The organism is Streptomyces sp. NBC_01465, from assembly GCF_036227325.1.
In the GTDB taxonomy this organism is placed as follows: domain Bacteria; phylum Actinomycetota; class Actinomycetes; order Streptomycetales; family Streptomycetaceae; genus Streptomyces.
In genome coordinates, this window is the sequence record NZ_CP109467.1 from 2,637,171 (window position 1) to 2,650,909 (window position 13,739).

The window sequence follows — 13,739 nt, forward strand, 5'->3', positions numbered from 1 at the left end:
ACTTTCGCAGCACATGACACGGCAGGTCCATCGAAAGTTTTCGTACGGTTCTTTCAGTTCTACTGAACGTTCTGGAGCGCGGTCAGCACCCGCGCCACCGCCGTTCCCTCCTCCGACCCCCGCCGCACCGCGGCGATCACATGCCGGCGCGGCTGGTCTGCGCTGAGGACCCGGGTGACCACTCCGGCCCGGCGTTCCGCCGCCGCCATACGCGGGACGAGCGCGACCCCCATCCCCGCCTCCACCATGGCCAGGATCGCCGTCCACCCCGCCGCCGAATGCGCCTGCTCGGGCACAAATCCCGCCGCCTCGCAGGCCGTTCTGGTGATCTCCGACCAGGGGCCGCTGCCCCCGAAGATCCAGGGCTCGTCGGCGAGATCGGCGAGGCGCAGACCGGGGGTCGCCGCCAGTGGATGGGCCGCCGGAAGCGCCACGTCCAGGGGGTCGGCGAGCAGGGTGACGCGGGTGAAGCGGGCGTCCCTGGCCGTCGGGGCGTGCGCCGCGAGGGAGATCGCCAGGTCCACGTCACCGGCCGAGAGCAGCGCGTACGACTCCGCCGCCTCCGCCTCCCGGACCCGTACCTCCAGCGCGGGATGCGACGCGCGCAGCGCCCGTACCGCCGGAACGACCAGCGCGGGCACGGCCGTCGAGAACGCGCCGACCCGCACCTCCCCTGCCTCGCCCTGCAGATAGCCGGACAGCTCCGCGTCCGCACGCTCCAGCTGGGCGAAGACGGCCTCGGCGTGGCGCAGCACGAGATGTGCCGCGTCCGTGAGGCGGACGCGGCGGCCGTGCGCTTCGAGGAGCGGGACTCCGAGCTGTTTTGCCAGGTTGGAGAGCTGCTGCGAGACGGCCGAGGGCGTCATGAGCAGCGCCTCGGCCGTCGCGGTCACGGTGCCCCGTTCGTTCAGGGTCCGCAGGATGTGCAGCTTCTTGATGTCCCAGTCGGTCATGGGGCGCAACATATCTACCTGCGCGCGCCGAGGGTGACTCCGCCGAGGATCAGCGCCATGCAGAGCAGCTGCAGCGGTCCCGTGGTCTCGCCCAGCAGGGGGTAGGACAGGAGCGCGACGCAGACCGGCTGGAGGTAGTAGACGACTCCGGCGCGGGCGGCGCCGATCGTCGCGATCGCTTTGTTCCAGGCGAAGAAGGCGAGGGCGGAGGAGAAGACGCCGACGTACAGGAGCGGGCCCACCGTCCCGGTGCCGACCGTGAAGCCGCCCTGGGTGGTGAGGCTGACGACGTACGCGGGGAGCAGCATCAGCGCGCCGAGGACGAACGTGGTGAACAGGAAGGCGGGGCCGGTCAGTTCGGCCGGCTTGCGGCGCAGGAGCGCGCTGTACGAGGCGAAGCAGCAGGCCGCGGCGAGCATCCAGAGGTCGCCGGTGGAGAAGTCCGGGGCGAGGGATCCCTTGCCGACCAGGAGGATCACTCCGGCGCAGGCGATCAGCATCCCGGTGGTGCGACGGGCACCCAGGCGCTGTCCGCCCACGCGCTCGATGGCGGCCATCAGGACCGGTGACGCGGCCATGATCATGCCCATGTTGCCGGCGGAGGTGGAGAGTCCGGCCTGGTTGACCAGCGTGTTGTAGACGGTCACGCCGAGGAGTGAGGCGAGGGCGACGAAGCCGAAGTGGCGGCGGATCAGGGCCCGTTGGCGCCAGGCGGCCCGGGCCGCGAAGGGGGCGACCGCCAGGAGGGCGACGATCCAGCGCCAGAAGGCGGCCTGCACGGGAGGCACGGAGTCGTGGAGTGCGCGCGAGGCGACGAAGCTGCCGGACCAGACGACCGTGGCGAGGGCGGCGAGTGCCAGGCCGGCGCCTGCGGCGGTGCTTCCCGTACGGGGGCGGGAAAGGGTCAGGACAGCCACGGAAGGTTCCTCCTTGATCGGGTGTGTCCCTACCGTCGCAGCCCCGAAAGCATCACGTCCATCGAAACTTTTCGCTGATTCTTTTCAGTAGAACTGAACGATGCGCGTGGCGCCAGCTGCCCCGAGAGCGTCGCCCCGAAGGCGATCGCCATCCCGGCGAGCTGCAGCGGAGTGAGCGTCTGGCCGAGCGCGGCCCACCCGATGACGGCGGCCGTCAGCGGGGAGAGCGGCCCGAGGAAGGTGACGGAGGTGGCGGTGAGCTTGCCGATCCCCCGGAACCAGAGCCAGTACGCGACCGCCGTGTTGACCAGCGCCAGATACGCGTACCCGGCGAGATTGCGCCCGTCGAGCGCGGGCGGCGCACCCTCGGCGAGGAACGCGACGGGGGCGATCAGCAGCCCGCCCGCGGTGAGCTGCCAGCCGGTGAGGGCGAGGGCTCCGACGCCCTCGGGGCGGCCCCACCACTTGGTGAGGACGGTGCCCGCGGACATCGCGGCGGACGAGGCGAGGGCGGCCCCGACGCCGACGAGGTCGAAGGCGCCCGCCGCCTTCAGCACCACCAGGCTCACCCCGAGCGCGGCCGCGATGCCGGTCAACAGGGTGCGGACGGTGGGGCGTTCGGAGAGGAGGAGGGCGGCGAGCGCGGCGACGAAGAGCGGCCCCACGGAACCGACGACGGCGGCCATCCCGCCGGGGAGGCGGTAGGCGGAGAGGAAGAGGAGCGGGAAGAAGGCGCCGATGTTCAGGGCTCCGAGCGCCGCCGACTTCCACCACCAGGCGCCGCGCGGAAGGACTCGCGTGACGGCGAGGAGGGCGAGCCCGGCGGGCAGGGCCCGTACGAGAGCGGTGAACAACGGGCGGTCGGGCGGCAGGAGTTGGGTCGTCACGGCATAGGTGGAGCCCCAGGAGACGGGGGCGAGGGCGGTGAGGGCGACGGTCGCTGCGCGGTTCATGAGCGGTCCTCCTGGGGTGTGGCGCGACGAGGGGTTACGCGGCTGCCGTGACCTGCGCCGGGCGGGCAGAGCCGGCCACGGCGGCCGGAACCAGCGCGTGGACCGCGGACTTCGGCAGGACCCGCTCCAGGCGGAGGAGCAGCGCGGCCGCGGCGAGCGAGGTCACGGCCAGCAGCAGCCAGGGCAGTCGGCCGTCGACGTCGAGCAGCGCGGTGAAGAGCGAGGGGGCGACGGCCGCCGACAGGGACCAGGAGAGCTGGTACGCGGCCATGTAGCGGCCCCGGAGTTCGGCGGGAGCGGCGGCCACGGACAGGGCGCCGGCCGCAGGGCTGTGGACGAGTTCGCCCAGCGTGTAGAGCACCGTGATGGCGAGCAGGGCCGCGCCGATCAGCCACGCCGAGCCGGGTCGGAGCGTGCCGAGCACCACCAGGGCCACGAAGGAGCCGGCGAAGAGGACCGAGCCCAGCGCCGCGGAGCGGGTGCGGCGCGCGCCCCGGGACCGTACGCGGGCGGCCACCAGCACTCCGCCCGCCGCGCACAGGATCGTGTTCAGGGTGAAGGCGGCGCCGGACATCGCGGCGGGGCCGCGCAGCCAGGTGGTGATGTAGAGCGGGAAGAGGATGGCGAGGGCCGCGTAGCCCAGTGCGTTCAGGAAGTTGGCGAAGGTCAGGGCGAGGAAGGGGCGGTCGCGCAGGACCAGGCCGTAGCCCGCCTGGGGGCGTTCGGCGGGGACGCACCGGACCACCCGTACGCCGTTCATGAGCAGGGCCGCCAGTGCGAAGCTCGCCGCATTCAGCCAGGCGGCCGCCGTGAAGCCGGTGTCGCCGGCGAGGGCCACGATCAGCGAGGCGAGCAGGGCGCCCGCGCCGAGGCCGCCGTTGCGCAGGGCGCGGGAGGAGGCCTGGAGGCGGTCGCGGTCGGCGCCCCGGGCGATCTCGCCGATCAGCGACTGCTGGACGGCGGGGAAGGCGCGGTCGCCGAAGGCGGTCATCAGGGCGACGGCGGCGAAGGCGGGGAGCGAGTGGGCGAAGGGGTAGAGGAGGAAGCCCGCGCCCCGGATCCCGTACAGGACGAGCTGGACGCGGTGGGCGCCGAAGCGGTCGACCGCCGAGCCGGCGAGCGGCAGTGCACCGAGTCCGACGAGGCCGACGACGGTGAGGACCAGGCCGACCGCGGCGAAGGAGAGGCCGGTGATGTGGTGGAAGAAGACCAGGCTGAAGGGGACGTACATGCCGGAGCCGGTCGCGTCGACGGCCATGGCGACGAGCATCCGGCGTTCGCCGGGTATGCGGGTGCGGGTGGTGCGAGACATCGGATGCTCCCCCGGTGGAAGTTGCTTGGTAGAAAGTAGCTTATCGCTAAGCGACTTACCGTCAAGCTACTTTCTTGCAAGCGACCGATGCTTCGGCAACACTGGACCCCATGAGCAAGGACCCCCAGGACGCCGTGGACGCGATCACCGCGCAGTGGGCCGCCGTGCGGCCCGAACTCGAGACCGTCCCGATGGCCGTCTACGGCCGCATCTACCGGATCGCGCGCACCATGGGCGACCGGATGGAGAGGGAGTACGGACGGTTCGGCATCTCCCGCGGCGAGTTCGACGTCCTGTCCACGCTGCGCCGGTCCGGGGAGCCGTACACGCTCTCGCCGCGCCAGCTCTCCGCGACGCTGATGCTCACCACCGGCGGGATGACGGGCCGGCTCGACAAGCTGGAGAAGGCCGGGCTGCTGCGCCGCGAACCCGATCCGCACGACCGGCGCGGACTGCGCGTGGTCCTCGGCGACAAGGGTCTGAAGGTGATCGACGAGGCGGTCGCGGCCGGCCTCGAAGTGCAGCGCGAGGTGCTCGGCGCGGGGCTGGACGAGGCGCAGGCCGAGCAGCTCTCGGGGCTGCTGAAGCTGCTGCTCGCAGCGGAGGAGAAACACTGAAGGCGCGGGCGGGTCGCGTACGCCTACGTACGCGACCCGCCCGCGCCTTCAGGAAAAACTGGAGTGCGTCAGGCCTTCTTGGACTTGTCCAGCACCATCACCAGTCCGGCGATGATCGCGAAAAGAGCCAGTGGCGCGACCACGAAGAGACCGATCGTGTCGAACACACTCAGGCCGGAACCCGGGTCGTCGCCGTCGTCGCGCGTGAGCGCGAGCGCGTTGGTCGACATCAGCAGCATCATCAGCGTCGTACCGGCTGCTACGGCGCCGGCGCGCAGGGCGTTCTTCTTGTCCACGGACCAAACGTAGCGAACGCCTAGGACGGGCGCGCGCCCGGGGGTGCCGTACGGGGTGCGAACTCGCTCAGGAGGCTGTGCAGCCGGGGTGATGCGGTCAGGTCCTCGAGGGTGACGGGGCGGCCCTGCGCATCGGCGACGGGCAGACGCCAGTTGGGGTACTGGTCCCAGGTCCCGGGGAGGTTCTGCGGGCGCCTGTCGCCCACCGCGTCCGGCAGCCAGATGCCGATCATCAGGGCCGGGGTGCTCAGCAGGAAGCGGTAGACCGCGCGGATCTCGCCCTCCTCGTCGCCCGCGCCCTCCGGGAGCAGTCGCAGCCGGGAGAGATACGCCAGCCAGTCGGCGACCTCCGCCTTGTCCTCGGCCTGTTCGTCGGCGAGCGGGCGGGTGAGGAGGCCCAGGCGGTGGCGGAGCGCGACGTGTTCGCCGGTGAGGCGGGCGGCGGTGGAGGGCAGGTCGTGGGTGGTGGCGGTGGCGACGCAGCCCCTACGCCACTGCGCCGGGGGCAGCGGCCGGCCCGTACCGGTCCAGTCGCGCTCGAACCAGAGGACCGAGGTGCCGAGGACGCCGCGTTCGGACAGCGTTTCGCGTACGCCGGGCTCGACCGTGCCCAGGTCCTCGCCGATGACGGCGGCGTCCGCGCGGTGGGCCTCCAGGGCGAGGACGGCGAGCATCGCCTCGGCGTCGTAGCGGACGTAGGTGCCGGTGGTCGGGGCCTCGCCCTGCGGGATCCACCAGAGGCGGAACAGGCCCATGACGTGGTCGATGCGCAGGGCGCCCGCATGGCGCAGGAGTCCGCGCAGCAGCTCGCGGAACGGGGCGTAGCCGGAGGCGGCGAGGGCGTCGGGGCGCCAGGGCGGCAGGCCCCAGTCCTGGCCCCGGGCGTTGAAGGCGTCGGGCGGGGCGCCGACCGACATCCCGGCGGCGAAGGCGTCCTGCTGGGCCCAGGCGTCGGCGCCGTCCGGGTGGACGCCGACGGCCAGGTCGTGGACGAGGCCGATCGCCATCCCCGCGTCGCGGGCGGTCTGCTGGGCGGCGGCGAGCTGGGTGTCGGTGAGCCAGGCGAGCCAAGAGTGGAAGTCGATGCGGTCGGCGAGCTCACTGCGGGCGCGGGCGGTCTGCGCGGAGCGCGGGTCGCGCAGGCCGGCGGGCCAGGTGTGCCAGTTCGGCCCGTGGACCTCGGCCAGTGCGCACCAGGTGGCGTGGTCGTCGAGGGCCCGGCCGCGGTCGGCGAGGAAGTCGGCGTAGGCGGCGCGGCGGCCGGGGCCGAGGGGGATGTCGCGGATCAGCTCCAGGGCCTCGCGCTTGAGGGCCCAGACCGCGTCGCGGTCGATGAGCGCGTCCTCGTCCAGTACGGATGTGCGCAGGGCGGCGGCCCGTTGGAGCAGCGGGGCGCGGTCCGAGGTCAGGTGCGCGTACTCGGGGATCGACTCGATGCGCAGATGGACGGGATCGGGGAAGCGGCGCGAGGAGGGGCGGTAGGGCGACGGGTCGGTGGGCGTGCCGGGCACAGCGGCGTGCAGCGGATTGACCTGTACGAATCCGGTGGCGTGCACCCGCCCGGACCAGGCGGCGAGTTCGGCGAGGTCGCCCAGGTCGCCCATGCCCCAGGAGCGGGTGGAGAGCAGCGAGTACAGCTGGACCAGGAAGCCGTGCGTGCGGGCGGGCGGCTGCGGTACGCGCTCGGGGGCGACGACGAGCGTGGCCTCGGCGGTGCGCCCGTCGGCGGCGCGGGCCGCCAACCGGTGGACACCGAGCGGGAGTTCATCGGCGGCGGTGAGCGTCCGGCCCTGTTCCGTGGTGATGCGCAGCGTCGTCCCCGCGGGCAGCGCGCGCAGCGCCTCGGGCCGCCGGGGGCCCCACGCCACCACGGTGGGCGGTAACAGGCGTAACGACACGTCCCGTTCGCCCGCGGCCAGCGCACCGCGGACCGCCGCCGGGGTCGAGGCGTCGACGCCCAGCGCTGCGAGCACGGCGACGACCGTGGTGTCGGGGACCTGGACGGTGAGGTCGTCGGACGGGGAGTAGGAGGTGGCGACACCGTGCAGCGCGGCAAGGCGGGCCAGGGCCATTCAGAGCCCCGCGGCTGTTCCGTACGCGGTGGGCTCGCTGGTGAGCGGGGTGACGTCGGCGAGCGGCGGTTCGCTGGTCAGGGGGGCCGCGTCGGAGAACGAGGGCTCGCTGGTGAGGGGCAGCTCCATGGCGCTGGTGGTGGAGATGTCCGCGTACTCCTCGATCACCGGCTCCGGGGCCTGTTTGGAGAGGGCGGAGAGGAGGAGCTGAGCTGATGCGGCCACGGCGGGCCTCCTGAGGTGTCGACGTCGGGACGCATCCAGCCCTACCCACCGGGCGCAGCCGCATCCATGTACACCCTGCCAACGTGTGCCGGGTCACATTCCGTTCCCCGCGGCCCGACTTCCCGACGGGCAATTCCGGCACACCGGCCACTTGCGTTGACACCCCCTGCCCCGTGGTGGTGGGCTCGACACCCACGAAGCGCGGGAGGCGAGAGCAGTGCAGCTCGGTCGCAGGAGAAGGGCGACGGCCGTCGCGGTCGCCGTGATCGGCGGTCTGCTCGGCACCGCGCCCGGTGCCTTCGCCGCCCCGAACGACCCGAACACCCCCGGCACGACCACCACCAAGGACCGCAGCGACAGCACGCTGCCGTCCGTATGGCCGCGGCCGCAGTCCCTGCGGGCCGCCGGACAGTCCGTGGCGCTGGGCCGTGAAGTGACCCTGGACGCCGCACCCGACGCCGATCCGTACGCCGTCGACGCCCTGAAGGACGTCCTCGCGCAGACAGGCGTACGGACCGTGTCGACGCAGCTCCCGGGCAGCGGCCCCGTCGTACGCCTCGGCGGCTCCGGCGCCCAGGACGCCCTGCGCGCGCTCCGCGCCCCCGACAGCACCGATCTCCCCTCCGGCGGTTACCGCATCGCCACCGGACAGGTCGAAGGACGCGACACCGTCGCGCTCGACGGCATCGGCGAGGACGGCCTCTTCCACGCCGTGCAGACCCTCCGCCAGCTCATCCGCCGCGGCGAGGTCCCGGGCGTGGTCGTGCGCGACTGGCCGGGGACGGCTGTGCGCGGCATGACCGAGGGCTTCTACGGACAGCCCTGGACCCGTGAACAGCGCCTGGCCCAGATCGACTTCATGGGCCGTACGAAACAGAACCGCTACCTCTACGCGGCGGGCGACGACCCCTACCGCCAGGCCGGCTGGCGCGACCCGTACCCCGCCGCCCAGCGCGCCGACTTCCGCGCCCTGGCGGAGCGCGCCGCCCGCAACCATGTGACGCTCGGCTGGGCCGTGGCCCCCGCGCAGGCCATGTGCATGTCCTCGGACGACGACGTGAAGGCGCTCAACCGCAAGATCGACGCGATGTGGGCGCTGGGCGTGCGCTCCTTCCAACTGCAGTTCCAGGACGTCAGTTACAGCGAGTGGCACTGCTCGGCGGACTCCGACACCTTCGGCTCGGGCCCCGAGGCCGCCGCGAAGGCGCAGGCGCGCGTCGCGGGCGCGGTCGCCCAGCACCTCGCCGCCCACCACCCGGGCGCGGGCCCGCTGTCGCTGATGCCGACCGAGTACTTCCAGGACGGGGCCACCGCCTACCGGAGCGCGCTCGCCGCGCAGCTGGACCCCGCCGTGCAGGTGGCGTGGACGGGCGTCGGCGTCGTACCGAAGACGATCACCGGGTCCGAACTGGCCGGTGCGCGCGCCGCGTTCAAGCACCCGCTGGTCACCATGGACAACTACCCGGTCAACGACTACGCGCCCGGCCGGATCTTCCTCGGTCCCTACACCGGCCGCGACTCCGCCGTCGCGGGCGGCTCTTCCGCCCTCCTCTCCAACGCCATGCAGCAGCCGTCGGCCTCCCGCATCCCGCTCTTCACGGCCGCCGACTACGCCTGGAACCCCAAGGCGTACAACCCCCAGGAGTCCTGGAAGGCGGCCGTCGACGACCTCGCGGGCGGCAGCACGAAGACCCGCGAAGCGCTCACGGCCCTCTCCGCGAACGACGCGTCCTCCGTCCTGGGCGGCGACGAATCCGCCTATCTCAAGCCGCTGATCGCCGCTTTCTGGGCCGCGCGCACGACGACCGACCGGACGGCGCAGGACAAGGCCGCCAAGGACCTGCGCGCCGCCTTCGCCGTGATGGCCGAGGCCCCGCACCGGCTCAAGGACACGGCGGGCGGGGCCCTGGACGACGAAGTGGGGCCCTGGATCGACCAGTTGGCGCGGTTCGGGCGCGCGGGCGAGCTCGCCGTCGACGTCCTGCAGGCGCAGGCGCGCGGAGACGGAGCCGCGGCCTGGCAGGCGCAGCTCGCGCTGGAGCCGGTGCGCAAGGCCGCCGCGGCCGGCCGGGTCACCGTCGGCAAGGGCGTGCTCGCCCCGTTCCTCGACCGGGCCGCCAAGGCGTCGGACGCCTGGACGGGCGCGGACCGCACGGCGGCCGCGGGCACCGTCGCGCAGGACGCGAGCTCCTACACGGTCGCCTTCGACCGCGTGCGCCCCGTCGACGCGGTCACTGCGGCGGTCGTCCCCCGTACCCATGAGAACGCGTCGGTCGAGGCACACGTTCCCGGTCAGGGCTGGCGCAGGATCGGCGTCCTCTCCCCCACCGGCTGGACGCAGACCGCGGCCAAGGGCGTGCGCGCTGACGCGGTCCGCCTCAGCTGGACCGGAGCGGCTCCTTCCGTACGCCGTCTCACCCCGTGGTTCGCGGACGGCCCGCAGGCCGCGTTCGCGTTCGTACGGGACGAGGCCGATGCCGAGATCGGCGGCCGGCCGCAGCGGGTGCAGGCCCGGCTGACCGCCGAACGCCCCGCCGATGTGCGCGGCGCCCTGAGCGCGAAGGCGCCCCGGGGCATCCATGTCGAGGTCCCGCGGCAGGCGACGGCCCAGCGCGGCGCCGGTACGACCGTCCCCTTCGACGTCACGGTCGACCCGTCGACCCCGGCCGGCGAGTACCGCGTCCCCGTCACCTTCCACGGCGAGGAGCGGACGCTCACCGTCCGGGCCTATCCGCGCACCGCGGGCCCCGATCTCGCCCGTACGGCGACCCCTTCCTCGTCCGGCGACGAGACCCCGGACTTCCCGGCCACGGCGGCCTCCGACGGCGACCCGAAGACCCGCTGGTCCTCACCGGCGGAGGACGGGGCGTGGTGGCAGACCGATCTGGGGAAGAAGGTGCGGCTGGGGCAGGTGGTGCTGCACTGGCAGGACGCGTACGCGAGCGGCTACCGCATCCAGACCTCGGCGGACGGCCGCACCTGGCGTACGGCGGCCACGGTCCGTGATGGCAGGGGCGGTACGGAATCGGTCCGAATGGACGCGAAGGACACCCGCTTCGTCCGTGTCCAGGGCGACCGGCGGGCCACCCGCTTCGGCTACTCGCTCTGGTCGGTCGAGGCGTACGCGGTGGCCGGCTGACCCTCACCGGGCCAGTCGGCGCCACCACAGCAAAAGCCCGGATCCTCAGGCTGAGATGCCGTCGATCCGGGCCAGGGCGTCGTCCGCGCCGAATGGTTGCAGGTAGGGCAACCAGCGCGGATCCCGATGCCCGGTCCCGATGATGCGCCACGCGAGCCCGCTCGGCGGTTCGGGCTGATGACGCAGTCGCCACCCCAGCTCCAGAAGGTGCCGGTCGGCCTTGACGTGGTTGCAGCGGCGGCAGGCCGCCACCACGTTGTCCCAGCGGTGCTGTCCGCCGCGGCTGCGCGGAATGACATGGTCGACGCTGGTTGCGACGCCACCGCAGTAGGCGCAGCGTCCGCCGTCACGGGCGAACAGCGCACGCCGGGTGAGAGGAACGGGCCCCCGGTAGGGGACCCGCACGAACCGCTTGAGTCGTACGACGCTGGGAGCGGGGACGATGCGGGTGGCACTGTGCATGAAGGCGCCGGATTCCTCGAGGCAGATGGCCTTGTTCTCGAGGACGAGGACGAGCGCGCGGCGGAGCGGTACGACGCCGAGGGGCTCGTACGACGCGTTGAGGACCAGGACGTGCGGCACGGTGGATGCCTCCTTGTACGCCGGCGGCGCGTGGCTCGCGCCGGGACGATCTGCCTTCAGTCTCTCCTCATGCCTGGTCGAAGCGCCACCATCACCAGGTAACGGGCCCGAGGTGTTTTGGACCACACCCTGTACATCCCCAGGTGAGGAGTGTCTCTCCCCCGGGCACGACAACAACCCTTTGTCTGTCCCCCGTTAGGGTGGAGGGTCTGCCCGCACATACGGAGGTTTCAGCCGTGAGTGAGCCCCAGACGGCCGCCACCCTCGATCAGGCCCAGCAGTCGGCGAACAACGCCGCAGGCTGGGTCGAGCAGAACTGGTCCACCTGGCTCTCGGTCGGTCTGCGCATCATCCTGATCCTGGTCATCGCCATGGTCCTGCGCACGGTCATCCGCCGCTCCCTGACCAAGCTCATAGACCGGATGAACCGCAGCGCGACGGCGGTGGAGGGCACGGCTCTCGGCGGTCTGCTGGTCAACGCGGAGCGCCGCCGCCAGCGCTCGGAGGCGATCGGTTCGGTCCTCCGCTCGGTCGCGACCTTTGTGATCATGGGCACAGCCGCCCTGATGATCCTCTCCACCCTGCAGATCAATCTGGCCCCGCTGCTCGCCTCGGCGGGTGTCGCGGGTGTCGCGATCGGCTTCGGCGCCCGCAACCTGGTCACCGACTTCCTCTCCGGCGTCTTCATGATCATGGAGGACCAGTACGGGGTCGGGGACTCGATCGACGCCGGGGTCGCCTCCGGCGAGGTGATCGAGGTGGGCCTGCGCGTGACGAAGCTGCGCGGGGACAACGGCGAGATCTGGTACGTACGGAACGGCGAGATCAAGCGCATCGGCAACCTCAGCCAGGGCTGGGCCACGGCCGCGGTCGACGTCATGGTCAAGCCGACGGAGGACCTGGACCGGTTGCGCGAGGTCATCGGCGAGGTGGCCGAGGAGCTCGCGAAGTCGGAGCCCTGGAACGAGCGCCTCTGGGGCCCGGTGGAGGTCCTGGGCCTCGACTCGGTCCTCCTGGACTCCATGATCATCAGGGTCTCGGCCAAGACGATGCCCGGCAAGGCGCTGGGCGTGGAGCGCGAGCTGCGCTGGCGCCTGAAGCGCGCGCTGGACGAGGCGGGCATCCGTATCGTCGGCGGCCCGGCCGCGGTGGACACGGAGGAGCCCCCGGCGGACTCGTCGGCCGCGATGGCGGCCCCCTCGGCGCTCGCCAACCCGACGTCCCCGCAGTCGCTCGCGGCGGCTCCGATCACCCCGCCGAACATCACCAAGTAGCCCGCGCGCACGGCCGTACACACCGCCGTACACACCGCCGCGCACCCTGCCCCGCATCTCCGTAGGTAACGCTTTGGTTGCCTGTGGGGTGCGGGGCATTGACGTGCCGCTGACGTGCGGCCTACGTTCCTCTCACTGAATAGGAAAGTTTCCTAACAGTGCCCGAGGGGTGGGTGGGGCAGGTGGCCGGAGGAACGATCCCGGGTACACCGCGTGTACTGCGGGCCATGAACGACCGCGCCGCGCTGGACCTGCTCCTTGAGCACGGGCCTTTGTCGCGGACCCGGATCGGCAAGCTCACCGGACTGTCGAAGCCGACCGCGTCGCAGCTGCTCGCGCGGCTCGAAGCCGCCGGGCTCGTCGTCGCCACCGGGACCAGCGAAGGCCGTCCCGGGCCCAACGCCCAGTTGTACGCGGTCAATTCGCGTGCAGCTTACGCCGCCGGGCTCGATGTGAACCCCCAGCGGATCAGGGCCGCCGTAGCCGATGTCACCGGCCGCACGGTCGGCACGTTCAAGCTGGAGACCCCGGGCCGGCGCAACGTCAGCGCCGTACGCCAGGTCGTCGACGCGCTCGACGGGGCCGTGAAGGCCGCCGGGCTCGCCCGCGACGACCTGCGGCGCGTCGTCATCGGCACCCCCGGCGCCTTCGACCCCAGCACCGGGCGCCTCCGTTACGCCTCCCACCTGCCCGGATGGCACTCCCCCACCCTCCTCGACGAGCTGGCCGCGGCCCTGCCCATGCCGGTCGAGTACGAGAACGACGTCAACCTCGTCGCCATCGCCGAGCAGCGCCTCGGCGCGGCCCGCGGTCACGAGGACTTCGTCCTCCTCTGGAACGAGGAGGGCGTCGGCGCCGCCGTCGTCCTGGGCGGCCGGCTGCACCGCGGTTTCACCGGGGGCGCCGGCGAGGTCGGGTTCATGCCCGTCCCCGGTGTGCCCCTGATGCGGCAGGTCACCAAGGCCAACGCCGGCGGGTACCAGGAGCTGGCCGGAGCCCACGTACTGGTGCGCCTGGCAAGGGAGTTGGGGATCGACGACGCCGGGCACGGCGCGTATCCCGACATCGCCGCCTCGCTCGTGGAGCGCGGTGCGGCCGCCGGCAGCGGTCCCCTGCGACAGCTCCTGGAGACGTACGCGACGGGGCTCGCCACCGGACTCGCCTCGGTCGTCGCCGTACTCGACCCCCAACTCGTCGTGCTCTCCGGTGAAGTGATCACCGCCGGAGGCGAACCCCTGCGCGAGCTGGTGGAGAGCGAGCTCGCCGAGCTCGCCGCCTCCAGGCCCCGGCTCGTGCTCGGCGACGTACAGCAGCATCCCGTTCTGCAAGGCGCGCTGGAGAGCGCGCTCGCCACCACCCGCGACGAGGTCTTCGACACCTCCGCCCGCTGACCCACAGA

At 72.5% G+C, this 13,739-nt stretch carries 12 protein-coding genes; 4 read left to right on the forward strand and 8 right to left on the reverse strand.

Annotation, left to right across the window (positions count from 1 at the left end; genetic code table 11):
* Positions 1–59 precede the first annotated feature (59 nt).
* From OG707_RS12120 to OG707_RS12135, 4 genes are read right to left on the reverse strand one after another with little or no spacing between them, the layout of a single operon-like run.
* Complete coding sequence (locus OG707_RS12120; RefSeq protein ID WP_329117353.1) at positions 60–953, reverse strand: LysR family transcriptional regulator; 894 nt, start codon at positions 951–953, stop codon at positions 60–62.
* Positions 954–967: 14 nt separating this feature from the next.
* The gene (locus OG707_RS12125; RefSeq protein WP_329117355.1) at positions 968–1,870 is read right to left on the reverse strand and encodes a DMT family transporter; all 903 of its coding nucleotides are present in this window, start codon (positions 1,868–1,870) and stop codon (positions 968–970) included.
* A 29-nt stretch (positions 1,871–1,899) separates the two neighbouring features.
* Complete coding sequence (locus OG707_RS12130; protein WP_329117358.1) at positions 1,900–2,823, reverse strand: EamA family transporter; 924 nt, start codon at positions 2,821–2,823, stop codon at positions 1,900–1,902.
* Positions 2,824–2,857: 34 nt separating this feature from the next.
* Entirely contained in the window at positions 2,858–4,135 is a 1,278-nt protein-coding gene (locus OG707_RS12135) for an MFS transporter (protein WP_329117359.1), read from the reverse strand.
* Between the two features lie 110 nt (positions 4,136–4,245).
* Here OG707_RS12135 and OG707_RS12140 point away from each other — a divergent pair, with 110 nt between their 5' ends.
* Positions 4,246–4,752 carry a MarR family winged helix-turn-helix transcriptional regulator gene (locus OG707_RS12140; protein WP_329117361.1) on the forward strand — a complete coding sequence of 169 codons (507 nt, stop codon included), beginning with the start codon at positions 4,246–4,248 and terminating at the stop codon, positions 4,750–4,752.
* 68 nt (positions 4,753–4,820) lie between these two features.
* On the opposite strand, the gene OG707_RS12145 is transcribed toward OG707_RS12140, so the two are convergent.
* From OG707_RS12145 to OG707_RS12155, 3 genes are read right to left on the reverse strand one after another with little or no spacing between them, the layout of a single operon-like run.
* Positions 4,821–5,048 (reverse strand): hypothetical protein, encoded by a 228-nt coding sequence (locus OG707_RS12145; RefSeq protein WP_329117363.1) that lies wholly within the window; start codon positions 5,046–5,048, stop codon positions 4,821–4,823.
* Between the two features lie 20 nt (positions 5,049–5,068).
* The gene (gene malQ, locus OG707_RS12150) at positions 5,069–7,120 is read right to left on the reverse strand and encodes a 4-alpha-glucanotransferase (RefSeq protein ID WP_329117364.1); all 2,052 of its coding nucleotides are present in this window, start codon (positions 7,118–7,120) and stop codon (positions 5,069–5,071) included.
* A complete protein-coding gene (locus tag OG707_RS12155; protein WP_329117366.1) occupies positions 7,121–7,345 on the reverse strand; it encodes a hypothetical protein in 225 nt (74 codons plus the stop codon).
* A gap of 217 nt (positions 7,346–7,562) precedes the next feature.
* On the opposite strand from OG707_RS12155, the gene OG707_RS12160 reads away from it, so the two are divergent.
* On the forward strand, positions 7,563–10,484 hold the full coding sequence (locus OG707_RS12160; protein ID WP_329117368.1) for a beta-N-acetylglucosaminidase domain-containing protein: 2,922 nt from the start codon (positions 7,563–7,565) through the stop codon (positions 10,482–10,484).
* Between the two features lie 45 nt (positions 10,485–10,529).
* On the opposite strand, the gene OG707_RS12165 is transcribed toward OG707_RS12160, so the two are convergent.
* Complete coding sequence (locus OG707_RS12165; RefSeq protein ID WP_329117371.1) at positions 10,530–11,066, reverse strand: HNH endonuclease; 537 nt, start codon at positions 11,064–11,066, stop codon at positions 10,530–10,532.
* A gap of 236 nt (positions 11,067–11,302) precedes the next feature.
* On the opposite strand from OG707_RS12165, the gene OG707_RS12170 reads away from it, so the two are divergent.
* Entirely contained in the window at positions 11,303–12,340 is a 1,038-nt protein-coding gene (locus tag OG707_RS12170) for a mechanosensitive ion channel family protein (protein WP_329117373.1), read from the forward strand.
* Positions 12,341–12,567: 227 nt separating this feature from the next.
* Positions 12,568–13,731, forward strand: a complete 1,164-nt coding sequence (locus tag OG707_RS12175; protein ID WP_329117375.1) for an ROK family transcriptional regulator — start codon at positions 12,568–12,570, stop codon at positions 13,729–13,731.
* Positions 13,732–13,739 lie beyond the last annotated feature (8 nt).

Coding starts and splice junctions, on each gene's coding strand:
- OG707_RS12120 (WP_329117353.1), bottom strand. CDS start 953: ATGACCGACTGGGACATCAAGAAGCTGCACATCCTGCGGACCCTGAAC.
- malQ (WP_329117364.1), bottom strand. CDS start 7,120: ATGGCCCTGGCCCGCCTTGCCGCGCTGCACGGTGTCGCCACCTCCTAC.
- OG707_RS12140 (WP_329117361.1), top strand. CDS start 4,246: ATGAGCAAGGACCCCCAGGACGCCGTGGACGCGATCACCGCGCAGTGG.
- OG707_RS12130 (WP_329117358.1), bottom strand. CDS start 2,823: ATGAACCGCGCAGCGACCGTCGCCCTCACCGCCCTCGCCCCCGTCTCC.
- OG707_RS12175 (WP_329117375.1), top strand. CDS start 12,568: ATGAACGACCGCGCCGCGCTGGACCTGCTCCTTGAGCACGGGCCTTTG.
- OG707_RS12135 (WP_329117359.1), bottom strand. CDS start 4,135: ATGTCTCGCACCACCCGCACCCGCATACCCGGCGAACGCCGGATGCTC.